At 67.9% G+C, this 14,640-nt stretch carries 11 protein-coding genes; 4 read left to right on the top strand and 7 right to left on the bottom strand.

The features are described 5' to 3' along the window. Window position 1 precedes the first annotated feature (1 nt). From IGA62_RS11400 to queF, 3 genes are read left to right on the top strand one after another with little or no spacing between them, the layout of a single operon-like run. Window positions 2-1,981, top strand: coding sequence for a B12-binding domain-containing radical SAM protein (locus IGA62_RS11400; protein WP_145815095.1), 1,980 nt, complete (start codon window positions 2-4; stop codon window positions 1,979-1,981). Continuing rightward, window positions 1,981-3,237: a DegT/DnrJ/EryC1/StrS family aminotransferase gene (locus IGA62_RS11405; protein ID WP_145815094.1), complete on the top strand. Its 1,257-nt coding sequence runs from the start codon at window positions 1,981-1,983 to the stop codon at window positions 3,235-3,237. The genes IGA62_RS11400 and IGA62_RS11405 overlap by 1 nt, the downstream gene beginning before the upstream one ends. A gap of 7 nt (window positions 3,238-3,244) precedes the next feature. Beyond that, entirely contained in the window at window positions 3,245-3,616 is a 372-nt protein-coding gene (gene queF, locus IGA62_RS11410) for a preQ(1) synthase (RefSeq protein WP_091453433.1), read from the top strand. A gap of 84 nt (window positions 3,617-3,700) precedes the next feature. Here the strand turns inward: queF and IGA62_RS11415 are convergent, their stop codons facing one another. The 4 genes from IGA62_RS11415 to IGA62_RS11430 form a co-directional block, all read right to left on the bottom strand. After that, the gene (locus tag IGA62_RS11415; RefSeq protein WP_145815093.1) at window positions 3,701-5,038 is read right to left on the bottom strand and encodes an aminotransferase class III-fold pyridoxal phosphate-dependent enzyme; all 1,338 of its coding nucleotides are present in this window, start codon (window positions 5,036-5,038) and stop codon (window positions 3,701-3,703) included. Between the two features lie 66 nt (window positions 5,039-5,104). Further along, on the bottom strand, window positions 5,105-5,911 hold the full coding sequence (locus tag IGA62_RS11420) for an APH(3') family aminoglycoside O-phosphotransferase (protein ID WP_145815092.1): 807 nt from the start codon (window positions 5,909-5,911) through the stop codon (window positions 5,105-5,107). Between the two features lie 33 nt (window positions 5,912-5,944). After that, window positions 5,945-7,297 (bottom strand): aminotransferase class III-fold pyridoxal phosphate-dependent enzyme, encoded by a 1,353-nt coding sequence (locus IGA62_RS11425; protein WP_145815091.1) that lies wholly within the window; start codon window positions 7,295-7,297, stop codon window positions 5,945-5,947. Between the two features lie 572 nt (window positions 7,298-7,869). Further along, window positions 7,870-9,741 carry a B12-binding domain-containing radical SAM protein gene (locus tag IGA62_RS11430; RefSeq protein WP_145815090.1) on the bottom strand — a complete coding sequence of 624 codons (1,872 nt, stop codon included), beginning with the start codon at window positions 9,739-9,741 and terminating at the stop codon, window positions 7,870-7,872. Window positions 9,742-10,032: 291 nt separating this feature from the next. On the opposite strand from IGA62_RS11430, the gene IGA62_RS11435 reads away from it, so the two are divergent. Further along, window positions 10,033-11,277, top strand: a complete 1,245-nt coding sequence (locus IGA62_RS11435; RefSeq protein WP_145815089.1) for an aminotransferase class III-fold pyridoxal phosphate-dependent enzyme — start codon at window positions 10,033-10,035, stop codon at window positions 11,275-11,277. A 147-nt stretch (window positions 11,278-11,424) separates the two neighbouring features. Here IGA62_RS11435 and IGA62_RS11440 read toward each other — a convergent pair whose 3' ends face one another. From IGA62_RS11440 to IGA62_RS11450, 3 genes are all read right to left on the bottom strand, one after another. Next, window positions 11,425-11,937, bottom strand: a complete 513-nt coding sequence (locus IGA62_RS11440) for a DinB family protein (protein WP_145815088.1) — start codon at window positions 11,935-11,937, stop codon at window positions 11,425-11,427. A 54-nt stretch (window positions 11,938-11,991) separates the two neighbouring features. Beyond that, window positions 11,992-12,927: a WD40 repeat domain-containing protein gene (locus IGA62_RS11445; protein ID WP_190289278.1), complete on the bottom strand. Its 936-nt coding sequence runs from the start codon at window positions 12,925-12,927 to the stop codon at window positions 11,992-11,994. 197 nt (window positions 12,928-13,124) lie between these two features. Continuing rightward, complete coding sequence (locus IGA62_RS11450) at window positions 13,125-14,531, bottom strand: MFS transporter (RefSeq protein WP_145815086.1); 1,407 nt, start codon at window positions 14,529-14,531, stop codon at window positions 13,125-13,127. Window positions 14,532-14,640 lie beyond the last annotated feature (109 nt).

Consider the following 14,640-nt stretch of genomic DNA (forward strand, 5'->3'; position numbering starts at 1 on the left):
GATGACCGTCACTAACAAGATCGTCACCGGTGTCGCCTTTCCACCGTCGCTGTTGGCGGAGACCCCGCCGATCTCGGTGGCGACGCTCACGGCCTATCTTCGCGACAAGGGCATGCCGGCCCGTGGCCTGGACCTGAACGCGGACTTCAACGAGTACCTGCTCAACCGGGTCGAGATCGAGCAGGTGCAGGGCCCGGAGAACAGCCACGAGTTCACCCAGCCCTTCATCAAGCAGTTCTTCCTGAACCACATCACCGGCAACTACTTCGCCGAGACGAACTTCGAGCAGTGGGAACTGCAGCAGCAGTGCCAGGTGGCCCCGGAGAGCCTCTCCATCTGGGACCCGCCGTTCCCGTTCTCGTACTGCGAGTTCCTCTCGATCCTGCGGGACGAGCCGGAACGCGTCGCGAAGCTGGTCCGGGACCCGGACGCGAACATCTACCACGCCTTCTACCACGAGAAGGTCGCCGGCCAGGCCTCCGAGCTGGGCATGATGGGCTTCTCGATCATGGGGTACAACCAGGTCATCCCCGCGCTGACCCTGGGCTACCTGATGAAGCAGGAGAACCCGGACCTCTACATCTGCTGGGGCGGCCCCTGGGTGACCTCCTTCGCGGACATGCTCATCCCGCGTCTGGAGGCCTGCCCCGAGCTGGGCGACCTGATCGACGCGCTGGTCGTCCGGGAGGGCGAGGAGCCGCTGCTGAAGATGGCCGAGGCGCTGTCCCGCGGCGAGCGTCCGGTGGGCATCCCCGGCGGCTGCAAGCCGATGTCGGAGCAGAGCGTGCTCGACACCAAGCCGGTCGGCCGCAAGCTGCTGCTGGAGATGTCCAAGCCGCGGGAGAACATGCCCAACACCCACTGGCGGACCGAGGACGGCACCTACGAGCGCAGCGGTGACATCTCCTGGGTCGCCGACATGAACCAGATCCCGACCCCGGACTACAGCGACTTCGACCTGTCGCTGTACACCACCTTCCGGGAGGGGCAGGGCAGCCTCGTCCTCCAGGGCTCGCGCTCCTGCTACTACATGAAGTGCTCGTTCTGCAACGCGATCACGAACTTCGCGCCGTGGAGTTACCGGGAGCGCAGCACCGAGAACATCCAGAAGGACATCGACACCTTCCTGGAGCTGTACCCGGGGGTCGTGCACTTCGACTTCGCCGACGCGGTATTCCCGGCGAAGCGGCTGGTCGAGCTCGCCGACTTCTTCATCGAGAAGAAGCGCCCGGAGCTGTTCTGGGAGGTGGACGTCCGGTTCGAGGGCAACATCGACAAGGCCGTCCTGACCAAGATGCGCGACTCGCAGGGCACGCTGCGCTTCGGCCTGGAGACGGCGAACGAGCGCCTGCTCGAGCTGGTCCGGAAGGGCAACCGGATGGACGTCGTCCACCGGCTGCTCCAGGACAGCCGCGAACTGGGCTACAAGCCGTTCCTGATGACCATCGTCGGCCTGCCCACCGAGGAGCGGAACGAGGCCGAGGAGCTCTACGAGTTCCTCAGCGAGTACCACGACACGGTGACGTACCAGATCGCCGACTTCATCGTCGAGCGGAACTCGCCGATCCAGCTCCGGCCGGACGAGTACGGCATCCACATCGAGGACGACGAGCAGGAGAGCTTCCACCACAACCTGCACTTCACCCGGCGCGCCGGCTACACCGACGACGAGGCGCAGGAGGTCTACCGGGACATCCTGGTCCGCACCATGCAGCGGTTCAAGGGCGCCCACGAGGTGGACGTGGAGCAGGAGCGGAGTCGGGTCGACCCGTCCGACTCGGTGTACCGACTGAGCCTTCGGGCCGGGTCCTTCGCATTGGAGAACTACTGGGTGAAGCACAACAACCTGCCGTTCGAGGGTCTGGTGCCCATCGGCTACAAGGTCCAGCAGCAGTGGACCGACATGTCCAACAAGGGCACGGTCTTCGAGATCGACCCCGACATCGCCCTCGGGGCCCTCGCCGGGGCAGGTAGCCGCTGATGACGGAGAAACTGGCCATTCTCGGTGGCGACCCGGTCCGGCAGCGGCCCTGGCCGGAGTGGCCGCACGTCGGCCCGGCGGACGTGGAACGGCTCCGCGGCGTCATCGAGTCCCGCAACCTCGGCGGCATCCCCTTCCCGAACACCCTGCACCAGCAGTTCGCCGAGCGGTTCACCGGCAAGCTCGGGGCGAAGTACGGCCTCCTGGCGGCCAACGGCACGGTGACCCTCTCGATGGCGCTGCGCGCGCTCGGGATCCACGCCGGCGACGAGGTGATCACCACCGCCTTCACCTGGATCGGGACGGTCGCCGGCATCGTGCACGTCAACGCCGTGCCGGTGCTGGCGGACATCTCCGACGACAACTGGTGCATCGACCCGGTGAAGGTCGAGGAGGCGATCACCGAGCGGACCAAGGCGATCATGGTGGTGCACCTGGGCAACCAGGTCGCCGACATGGACGCGCTGCTGGACATCTGCCGCCGGCACAACCTGCTGCTGATCGAGGACTGCGCGCACGCCCACTTCGCGGAGTGGCGCGGCCAGTGCGTCGGCACCATCGGCGACGCCGGCAGCTACAGCTTCGAGACCAGCAAGATCATGACCTCCGGCGAGGGTGGCTTCCTGGTCACCGCCACCGAGGAGACGTTCCACCGGGCCATGTCCCTGGCGCACGTCGGCCGCAAGGAGGCCCCGTACGACAAGTTCCCGGGCCGGGTCTTCGGCTGGAACCACCGGGCCACCGAGATGCAGGCGGCCGTCCTGCTCGGTCAGCTCGACCAGTACGACGCCCTCGACCGGCAGCGAACCGCGATGGCGGAGCTGCTGACCAAGGGACTCACCGAGATCGGCGGGTTCATCCCGCTGCCCGAGGACCCGCGGGTCACCCGGCGGCAGCGCTACGAGCTGCTCTTCCGGTTCGACACGAACGCCTGGGAGGGGCTGCACCGGGACAAGGTGCTGGAGGCGATCCTCGCCGAGGGGGTGGAGTTCGAGGGGAACACCTTCTACCCGCCGCTACACCGCGACGAGCTGTTCCACATCACCGCCGACGACTGGCCGGCGATCCGGGAGCGGTACGGCGAGAAGATCTCCCCGGACGCGTTCCACCTGCCGGTGGCGGAGCGGGTGGCCTTCGACGAGGCGGTCTGGATCCACCACTCCCTGCTCTCGGTGGAGCCGGAGGACGTCCAGGACATGCTGGATGCCGTGGTCAAGGTCCGGGAAAATCTGGGGGCGCTGAAGAAGAGCCTATGATCGGTTCATGGCTCTGACGAAGCTCGGTCGGGCGGACACCCCGCCCGACCGATCCCTCGAAACATTCCCGATCACCGACAGCTCGCAGGAGATCACCATCGACTGCCGGGAGTTCACCTGCCGCTGCCCCATCACGGGGCAGCCGGACTGGGCGACCATCCGGATCGACTACCGGCCGGGTGACCGGGGAGTGGAGACCAAGAGTCTCAAGCTCTACCTGGAGACCTTCCGGGACGAGGGGATCTTCCACGAGCACCTGGCGACGAAGATGCGCGACGACCTGGTGGCGGCCCTCGAGCCGGTCTTCCTCAAGGTCACGGTCGACTTCAACGTCCGGGGCGGCATCGCACTGGCGGCGTCGAGCACGTACCAGCGCTGACCCCCACCCCACGACGAAACGGCGGCGGCCGGTGGTTCCTCGGAGGAACCACCGGCCGCCGCCGTTCGTGTCCTGACTGCCGGGTCAGTTCTGTGCGGGGATGAGGACCGGCTTGACGCTACGGTCCCGACTCACGACCTGCTCGATCGTCGCGTCGATCAACGCATTCGTCCGCTCGTCATCACGCAACAGACCACCAAAGGCCTCCTCCGCGAAGTCCAGCTTCCGCTCCTCGGTCAACTCACCACCCGACGTCGGCGCGATATCCGGCCGATCCGCGATCACCTGACGCGTCGCCTTCCGGAACGCCGACAACGCATGATCCACCGCAGCCTCGTCGAACGCCGTCGTCACCAACTGCGTACCAGAATCCTCGAAATACACCCCGAAATCGTGCGCCGTCTTGTAGATCTCCCAACCCAGATCATCATTCGGCAACACCGTGTCGAACATCAACGCCGGACCACCCACCCAGTTCGGAATCCCCTCACTGGTCAGGATCTCCCGCATCCCATCCGCCAACCGACGACCCATCGCCTCAGCGTTCTCATACACACCCGGCGTGTCCAAAACATCCAACACCGCCATCGCCGCCGCCATCGGCGGCACCTCACGCGTGTACGTCCCCTGAATCCCCGACACGTCATACGCATCGATGATGTCCCGACGACCCATCACCGCAGCCAACGAATGACCATTCGCCAGACCCTTACTGACCACCACCACGTCAGCAGGCACACCCAACCCGTGCACACCCTTCGGCCCCGCCCGGAACCCCGTGTACACCTCATCCATCATGAACGGCACATCATACCGCGCACACAACGCATACATACGCTGATAGAACTCAACATCGAAATACAACAACTCCGGCGAGATCAGCACCCCGGCAACCTCGTTGCCGAACGCCTCCAACATCTTCGCCAAAGCCTTCTCGTTATACCCGAACCCCACCACACCCGTCGTCTGCTGATACCCGAACGACTCCCCCGCCAACTGCCACTCATGCCACCCGTGATACCCACACGACAGAATCAACTCCCGACCCGTCGCCGCCCGCGCCAACCGAGCCGCCATCGCCGTACCCTCGGAACCGGTCTTGTGAAACACGACCTTCTCCGCACAGGCATACCGCTCACACAACCGCTCCGCCAACTCCACCCGCGGCACCGACAACGTCGACGCAAACGCCGTACCGTAATCCCGAATCTGCCGCGTAATCGCCTCGATCACCGCGGGATGCCGGTAGCCGACGATCACCGCGGCGTCGGCGCCGGTCAGGTCGACGTAACGGTTGCCCGACACGTCCGTCATCCAGGCGCCCTCGGCGTGCGCGATGACCGACGGGTAGCGCCCCGAGATGTCGTACTCCTCCGCCGCGGTCGCCCGCCGGGCCCGCTCGATCAACTCACGGTAGTTCATCTACCCACCACGCCATTCACGTCGGGGCGGGCCGGCGTCTTCCGACGCCGGCCCGCCCGGCTCAGCTCAGAGAAATTCGTCCAGCAGTTGGATGTAGGTCAGCTTGTGCTGGTCGACGGTGGTGCCGTACCGCCGGAGGAAGTGCTCGGCGTGCGGCGGCCCGTAACCCCAGACGTCGTCCTGGCCGATGTTGTACAGCGCCAGGGAGAGGTCCATCCACCGGTCCGACACTCCGGCCCGGTCGACGTCGAGGATGCCGGCCAGGGTCAGCGTCTCCGGATCGATCAGCACGTTGTCGAGGCAGAGATCACCGTGGCAGACGACGAGGTCGTCCTCGGGCGGAGGCGTCATCCGGCTCAGCTCCTCCCAGAGCTGCTGAGCCGTCCAGCCCTCGTGCGAGGAGTCCACGTCGTCCAGGTCGAGCGCACCCAGCGCCATCGAGCAGCTGGCCTGGTGGATCAGGTCGGCCAGCCGCCGCTCGAACGGGCACTCCGCCACCGGAAGCTCGTGCAGCGTGCGGGCGACGTCGGCGACGACGTCGATCACCCGCCACCGCTCCTCGGGCTTCCAGTGCCGGGCGGCGGGCCGCCCGGGCAGCGTCCTGGTGACCACCCACGCCAGTTCGTCGTTGGCGTCGAGCGCCACCACCTCCGGGACAGGCAGTCCCCGGTCGGCCAGCCAGCGGAGCCGTTCGGCCTCCTTGACCGGGTTGAACCGGTGGTCGTCGGGGTGCCTGGGCGGGGTGGTCTTGACGTAGAAGAGCGGCTCCTCCCCCACGCGGTACACCGTCGCGCCCGACGAACGCTCGCCCAGGCATTCCCACGGGGCATCCGGGTCGCCCCAGCCAGCCACCGGTATCGGTGCTGCAGCCATCTTCACCGGCCCTGTTTTCTTCCCCGGGTCCGGTCAGTTCTGTGCGGGGATGAGGACCGGCTTGACGCTACGGTCCCGACTCACGACCTGCTCGATCGTCGCGTCGATCAACGCATTCGTCCGCTCGTCATCACGCAACAGACCACCAAAGGCCTCCTCCGCGAAGTCCAGCTTCCGCTCCTCGGTCAACTCACCACCCGACGTCGGCGCGATATCCGGCCGATCCGCGATCACCTGACGCGTCGCCTTCCGGAACGCCGACAACGCATGATCCACCGCAGCCTCGTCGAACGCCGTCGTCACCAACTGCGTACCAGAATCCTCGAAATACACCCCGAAATCGTGCGCCGTCTTGTAGATCTCCCAACCCAGATCATCATTCGGCAACACCGTGTCGAACATCAACGCCGGACCACCCACCCAGTTCGGAATCCCCTCACTGGTCAGGATCTCCCGCATCCCATCCGCCAACCGACGACCCATCGCCTCAGCGTTCTCATACACACCCGGCGTGTCCAAAACATCCAACACCGCCATCGCCGCCGCCATCGGCGGCACCTCACGCGTGTACGTCCCCTGAATCCCCGACACGTCATACGCATCGATGATGTCCCGACGACCCATCACCGCAGCCAACGAATGACCATTCGCCAGACCCTTACTGACCACCACCACGTCAGCAGGCACACCCAACCCGTGCACACCCTTCGGCCCCGCCCGGAACCCCGTGTACACCTCATCCATCATGAACGGCACATCATACCGCGCACACAACGCATACATACGCTGATAGAACTCAACATCGAAATACAACAACTCCGGCGAGATCAGCACCCCGGCAACCTCGTTGCCGAACGCCTCCAACATCTTCGCCAAAGCCTTCTCGTTATACCCGAACCCCACCACACCCGTCGTCTGCTGATACCCGAACGACTCCCCCGCCAACTGCCACTCATGCCACCCGTGATACCCACACGACAGAATCAACTCCCGACCCGTCGCCGCCCGCGCCAACCGAGCCGCCATCGCCGTACCCTCGGAACCGGTCTTGTGAAACACGACCTTCTCCGCACAGGCATACCGCTCACACAACCGCTCCGCCAACTCCACCCGCGGCACCGACAACGTCGACGCAAACGCCGTACCGTAATCCCGAATCTGCCGCGTAATCGCCTCGATCACCGCGGGGTGACGGTGCCCCAGGATGATCGTCCCGCTGGCGGCCGTGAGGTCGACCATCCGGTTGCCCTCGACGTCGGTCAGCCAGGCACCCTCACCCGACTGGATCATCGCCGAAAAGCGGGTCTCGATGTCGTACTTCTCCGCGGCGGTCACCCGCCGGGCCCGCTCGACCAGCCCCCGGTTCGTCAAGTTGGCAGAATCCATGTCCTGGCTACCTTCTCTCGCCGATTTGACCCTTGCCCAGGAGTGCCACCAGGATCGGCGCCGGATTGTCCGGCCGGCGCGCCAGCTGGGCCCGCTCGACCTGTCGTCGGCGACTGCCGTCAGCTATCCCCAAGGGACACCGTGGCCGCCAGCATATAGCACTGTAACTATGTGCGGAATGGCCGAAACGGCTACTGACGGTTAGTTGCTTCACTTTCCGTCACCCGACGGAAGCAGGGTGGAGTATTGGCCGGTCAATCCGTTGTCAATCGGTCGGATCGGGGGGCCGACGGGCGGGCGGACCGCACCGCCGACCCCACCCCCGGCTCACTTACCGTGGCTCTCCGGGCAGCCTCCGGGATAATCCGGCGGCGGCGGCTGCCCAGCGAAACCGAATACTGTCCGAACAGTCGGGCACGGCTCGGCCGAATTGTCCGGGACGTGAACCCGAGGGCACCATTCCGCACCGACCGAGCCGATCCGACCCGCCACCTCCGGTCACGTACGGTGACGGATTGCTCTCTTCGGAACGGTGCCCGCAACTCCTGACGGTGGGCCAGGAAGTCGCGGGATCAGATCGTGGCGGGTTCGGCGGTGACGAGTTCGGCCTCCCGGCGGTTCTGGTCGAGCAGCTCGACGAAGCGGCGCTGGATCCGGCCGATCCGCTCGTCGGGGGTGGGCCGGACGACGAACGAGCATCCTTCGGTGTCCCCGGCCGTCTGCGCTCCGACCTGTGCGCTGACCTGGGGCTGACCGCTGTAGAGCGCGATGGCCGCAGCGATCATGTCACCGGCGAAGCGGCAGAACTGGTCGGCGCCGGCCCCCTTGTCGGCGTCCGCGACGTGCTGCATCACGCAGACGCAGCCCAGGGGGTGACCGAGCGCCAGCAGCCCGTCGGCGGTCTCCCGGATCGCCCGCACGGTGGCCGGGAGTTCCTCGGGGCTCTCCGGATCGAGCTGCGCCATGCTGTGCTCGACCAGGCGCGCGCCGGCCTCGGCCGCGGAGACCGGCCCCTGCTCGCGGCGCTCCGCCCCCTCCAGGACGTACTTCGGCCAGAGCGCCATGGCGAGGGTGCCCACCCAGGCCGTGTAGAGCTCGTCCGCCGCCAGTACCCCGTTGGCGAAGGCAAAGTTGAACTGGTCGAACAGCGCCGGGTCGGTCAGCGGGTCGACGATGCCCCGCGCCAGGCAGGTCTGGTAGTCCGGGGAACCGTAGATCGGGTAGAACGGGTTGGTCCAGAACTCGACCCCGGCCAGCACCAGGTTCACCGCGTCCTGCACGATCGCGTCGAGGTCCTGGTCGGGCAGCCCGACGATGATCACGGCGCTCGCCGTCAGACCGAACTTCTCGAACAGGGCCACCCCGGCGGAGACCTTGTCCAGCGAGGTGAACCCCTTGCGCATCTTGCGCAGCCGGGCCGCGTCGGTGGTCTCCAGCCCGAGGAAGAGGTCGTCGAAGCCGGCCGACACCATGCTCTCCACCAGGTCCTCGGTGAGCTTCACGACCGTCATCCCGTTGGGCAGGCTGAGCCGGACGTCGAGCTGACGACGGACGATCTCCTGGCAGATGGCGTGCACCCGCTCGATGTCGAAGGTGAAGTTGTCGTCCTCGACCAGGAAGCGGCGGACGCCGTACACGTTGACGTAGTGCTCGATCTCGTCGACCACGCGCTGCGGGTCACGGGCCCGGAACTGCTTGCCGACCGTGGCGTGCACGGTGCAGAACGAGCAGGAGAAGGGGCAGCCCCGGCTGGTGATCAGGGTGACCGCGTTGCCGTACCGCTCGAAGTCCAGCTGGTCGGCGGCCGGCGGGGCCAGGGAGTCGAGGTCGGCGACGAAGGGCGCGCGGGGACGGATGTGCGGCGCGCCGGGGGTGGCGCACTCGCAGAGCCCTTCGCCGCAGCGGAAGGCCACACCGAGCAGCTCGGTCAGGGGTCGTCCGGTGCCGAACGCGTCCAGCAGCGCCACCGTCGTCACCTCGGCCTCACCGAGCATGACCGCGTCGATCTCGGGGACGTCGAGGACGTGCGGGAAGGCGACAGTGCCGTGCTGACCGCCAAGGATCACCTTCGCGTTCGGCAGGATCCGCTTCGCCATCCGGGCCAGCTCGTAGGCGCTCTCGTAGTAGGGAGTGAACATGCAGGAGATCCCGACGACGTCCGCTCCGCTGGCGGCGAGGGCCGCCTCGATGCGCTCCGTCCGGGCACCCCAGTGCATGATGTGCCGCCAGCGCGGGTGGCGCTCCAGCTTGGCCCGCTCGATCGCGGTCAGCTCCGCGTCCGGGACGACGTGGTTGTCCTCGGTGTAGGCGAGCGAGTCGAAGATTTCCGTCTCGTGACCCGCGGCGCGCAGCGCCGCCGAGACGTAGGCGAGTCCGATCGGGACGTGACGTCCGATTTCCACCATGCATCCGCGGATCGGCGGCTTGACGAGGAAAACCTTCACTTAATTACCTTCCGTAACAGAAGGCGCTGCCACCAGCGCGTTCGCCCGCGGACCCCGTGCCTCTCCACGGTAATCGACGCGGCGACCGAGACAAATAGCTGAAAGCACTCGATCCCAAAGCAGCTCCATACTGGACTATTTCCCCAGATAATTGACGCCACGCTCACGCGGTGTTGCTCGTCGATATCACTCGGTGGTCGCCACTCGCGATTCGGCTTTGTCGCCCCCTATGATTTGCCGCGTGTCGCCCACGACTGGTCGAGGGGCGCAGGACAGGCGGAGGTTTCGCTGATGATTATTGCCAACGCTGACGGTTGCACGCCGTACGAGGTGGCGCGGGGCGTCACCCTCGTCCGTGGAGAGGGAGCCTACGTATACGACACGGAGGGTCGAGGACTGATCGACCTCTCCAACTCCTTCGGCAGCGTGATGCTCGGGCACAACGACCCGGTGGTCACCTCGGCCGTGCTGGAGACGGTGCGCTCGGGCATCCCGGCGGCGGCCTCGCTCGACCTGCAGAACCGCCTGGCCGAGCAGATCGCCGGGGACCTCCCCGGCGAGCAGCGGGTGGCGTTCTTCAAGACGGGTACGGCGGCCACCCGGGCCGCCGCCTCGGCCGCGCGTCGGGTCACCGGCCGGCGGCTGATCGCCAGCTGCGGCTACCACGGGTACGACCTGATGTGGGAGTTCACCCCGCCCGGCCAGCCCAACTCGGAGGGCGTGCTGCACTGCTACCACCTGCCCGAGTTGCTCGACCAGGTTCTCGCCGAGCACGCCGACGAGCTGGCCGCCGTGATCATCGCGCCGGACTACATCCACGTCTCGCCGGAGTACATCGCCGACCTGTTCGACCGGTGCCAGCGGGCCGGGGTGGTGACCATCGCCGACGAGGTGAAGCACGGCTACCGCATGCGGCGCGGCGCCTCGGTCAACGGGGCCGGTGTCCAGGCCGACATCTACACGTACGCCAAGGGGATCAGCAACGGTTGGCCGCTGTCGTGTGTGGCGGGTGAGGAGCGGTTCATGGAGCCGCTGGCCGAGTTCGTCTCGACCCTCACCTTCGAGGCCCCCAGCTTCGCCGCCGCCTCGGCCACCCTCGACCGGCTGGCCGAGCTGGACGTCCAGGCGCAGCTGCGGATCGACGGTGCCCGCTTCGTATCCGAGGCGGCGAAGATGATCAGCGTCCGCGACCTGCCGATCGAGATGGCCGGCACCGGGGCGGCGTTCCAGTTCGTCTGCGCCCCGGAGGTGGAGGAGGTCCTCCTGCCGCACGCCGTGGCCGAGGGGCTCATCCTCGAGCCGTCCGACCAGCAGTACCCGTCGGCGTGCTTCCGGGGCGAGGTGGTCGACGACGCGCTGGAGCGGCTGGAGCGCGCGCTCACCACGATGGCCGCCGCCCGGCCCGACCTGGTCGGGCGTGAGGTCACCCAGCTCGACCGGGTGAACTCGGCCTTCTGCCAGATGGACGGCCTGCCGGGCCGGCCGGACGGCTGGAGCCTCGACCGGTGCGTGGAGTACGTGACCGGTCAGCTCTGACCGCGTCCCGGACGACGACCGCGTCCCCGAGAAGAACGGGACCGGACGACGACGGGGGACCGACCACCGGCAGTGCCTGCCGGGGACGGTCCCCCGTTCCGGTTCCCGCCGTGCCGTCCCGGGACGGCACGGACCGGGCGACCCGGCTCAGTCGCCCGTCGCGCCGTCGATGCTCTGCCGGATCAGGTCGGCGTGACCGTTGTGGCGGGCGTACTCCTCGAGGATGTGCACCACCGTGGTCCGGAGGTTGCGCACCTCGCCCTCGTCCTCGTAGGTGTCGCCGAGGTCGCGCAGCGAGAACGCCTTGCGGGTCAGCTCCACCTCCTGGCGGTAGAGGTCGAAGTTGGCCACCACGTCGGCGGTGGCGACGTCGTCGAAGGCGGCGTCCGGCCGCTCCTCGCTGGAGTACGGGTCGTCGGCCGCCTCGCCGGTGAAGAGGGTGCGCAGCCAGCGCTCCAGCTCGGTCATGTGGCGCACCAGCCCGAGCAGGGTCAGGTTGGTCACCGGAACGCTGTTGGTCTTCAGCTGCTCCTCGGTCAGACCCGAGCACTTCAGCAGCAGGGTGTCCCGGTGGTAGTCGAGCCAGCCCGCCAGCACGGCGGTCTCGTCGCCCAGCATCGGATCTGGTTTCCGGTCGACGGCGGGGGCGGTCCAGGTCATGGGGTGGTCCCTTTCGATAGCTGAGTCAGGTGAGAGGTACGGCGGTCCCGACGGTCACCCGGCAGCAGGGTACGTCGGGAACGGCAGGATCCGGGCGGTCCCGTCCTGGCTGGCGGTGACGATGCGTTCGCCGGACCGGTCGAAGGCGATGTTCCACACCGGCGCGGTGTGTCCGGTCTCCACCTGACCGACCTGCTGTCCGGTGGCGACGTCCCAGACCCGTACGGTGCAGTCCTCGGCGGCGCTGACCAGCAGCCGACCGCTCGGGTGGAAGACCACCCCGTCGACCGCGTCGGTGTGCCCGACCAGGGGCTCGACCGCCGCCCCGCCCGCCGCGTGGTCCCAGATCCGGACGGTCAGGTCGTCGGACCCGCTGGCCAGCAACCGCCCGTCGGGGCTGAAGGCGACGCTGACCGCGCCCTTCGTGTGCCCGACCAGCGGGGTGCCGACCGACCGGCCGGTCGCGGTGTCGTAGAGGCGTACCGCGTCGCCGGTCGAGGCGACCAGGTGACCGTCCGGGTGGAAGGCCACCCCGTCGATCTCGTCGGTGCTCTCGGTGAGCGGCTCACCCACCGGCTCGCCGCCGGGCACCTTCCACAGCCGTACGGTGTGGTCGGCGCTACCGGTGGCCAGCAGGCCGCCGTCGGGGTGGAAGGCCACCCCGTAGACACCGGCGGTGTGCCCGGTCAGGGGCTCGCCGACCTGTTCACCGGTGGTGACGTCCCAGATCCGGGCGGTCCGGTCCTCGCTGGCGCTGGCCAGCAGCCGACCCTCCGGGTGGAACGCCACGAGCCAGATCGTGCCGGTGTGTCCCGTGAGCGTCCGGCCGACCTGCTCGCCGGTGGTCGCGTCCCAGAGACGGATGGTGCCGTCCTCGCCGCTGGTGGCGACGAGGTGATCGTCGGGGTGGAAGACCGCGCCGATGACGCCCTCCCGGTGCCCGGTCAGCACCAACGACGGCTGAGTGGGGGGCACTGCTGCCGACTCCACCTGTCTGCTCCGTTCTCCACGTGGGGTGTGGGGTGGGGGTGGCCGGGGCGCGCGTGATCGCGGGCCGCCGTGCCCTGGATGGTTGTGGACCAGGGTCGGGACGGGTCCCGTCCCGGCGGGGAAGGGCGGTCGGGTGACCGGCCCGATGCGGGGTCGCCGTCCGCCGGGCCCGACGGACGGCGACCCGCGTCGGATCGTCAGTTGGTACGCGACCGACGGCCGAACAGCGCGAGGACGGCCGGCAGCGCGGCGATGAGGGCGGCCACCCAGAACGCCCGGCGCATTCCCTCGACCGGGTCGGTGGGCGTGCCCGCTGCGGTGACCAGCACGGCCAGACCCAGCGCCGGACCGATCTGCTGGACCGCCTGCAACACGCTGGAGGCCGCGCCGGTCACCTCGGGTGCCACGTTGGACATGATCGAGGCGGTCACCGACGCGTAGATCAGCCCGGCGCCGAAACCGGCGATCACCAGCGGGCCGAGCAGCGAGGTGACGTACCCGCCGTCGGCGGAGATCTGGGTGAGCCAGATCATCCCGAGGGTGGTGAGCACCGCGCCGATCCCGGCCACGACGCTCGGGCCGAGCTTCGGCACCAGCTGCCCGCTCAGCACTGCGGCGACCAGGACCAGGACCGCCGCCGGGATGAAGGCGAGGCCGGTGCGCAGCGCGGAGTAGTTCCACACTCCCTGGAAGTACTGGGTCAGGAAGAAGAACATGCCGGCGAAGGCCGCCGGGAAGAACAGCAGGGTGACGAAGCCGCTGGCCCGGACCCGGTCGGTGAAGAGCCGCAGCGGCAGCAGCGGCTGCCGGGCCCGCCGCTCGGCCAGGACCAGGACGGTGAACAGGACGGCCGCCGTCGCGAGGCAGGCCAGGACGATCGCGTCGTCCCAGCCCTTGGTGGAGGTACGGACCAGCGCGTACACCAGGGCGACCATCGCGCCGGTGGAGGTCACCGCCCCGACGACGTCGAGCGAGCCACGCTGCGGCTGGCTCTCCTTCAGGGCACCCGGGGCGAGCAGGAGCACCAGCGCGACCACCGGCACGTTGATGAAGAAGACCCAGCGCCAGGAGGCGGCGTCGCTGAGCACCCCGCCGATGATCAGGCCGAGCGTACCGCCGGCCGCGGCGATGCCGGTGTAGACACCGATCGCCTTGTTCCGGGCCGCGTCGTCGGTGAAGTTGATCGGAATCAGCGAGAGCGACGTCGGTGCGACCAGCGCCGCCCCGACGCCCTGCAGGGCCCGCGCGGCGATCAGCACCTCCGGGGAGGGGGCCAGGCCGCACAGCAGCGAGGCGACACCGAAGATCACCAGCCCGACGAGGAGCACCCGCCGCTGGCCGACGATGTCACCGGCCCGACCGCCGAGCAGCATCAGGCCGCCGAAGGCCAGCGCGTACGCGTTGACCACCCAGACCAGTCCGGTCGCGCTCATCTCGAGACTCTGCTGGATCTTCGGCAGCGCGACGTACACCACCGTCGAGTCGAGGACGATCATCAACGCGCAGGCGGCCAGAAGTGCCAGCACGAGTCCGGGCTTACGGGGGCCCGCCGCGTCGGGCTGCTGGCGCGCCGCGCCGGTCGCCTGTTTGGCCGTGTCAGACATGGACAGCCTCACTCATCATGGTCGGAATCAGGATCGGCCAATATATGCGTTTCGGCGTGTCCGTCTGAAGGCCGAACATCGGCCCGTCCGTCCACTGTCGACGATTGTT

It is taken from the genome of Micromonospora sagamiensis (assembly GCF_014680085.1).
Lineage (GTDB): Bacteria > Actinomycetota > Actinomycetes > Mycobacteriales > Micromonosporaceae > Micromonospora > Micromonospora inyonensis.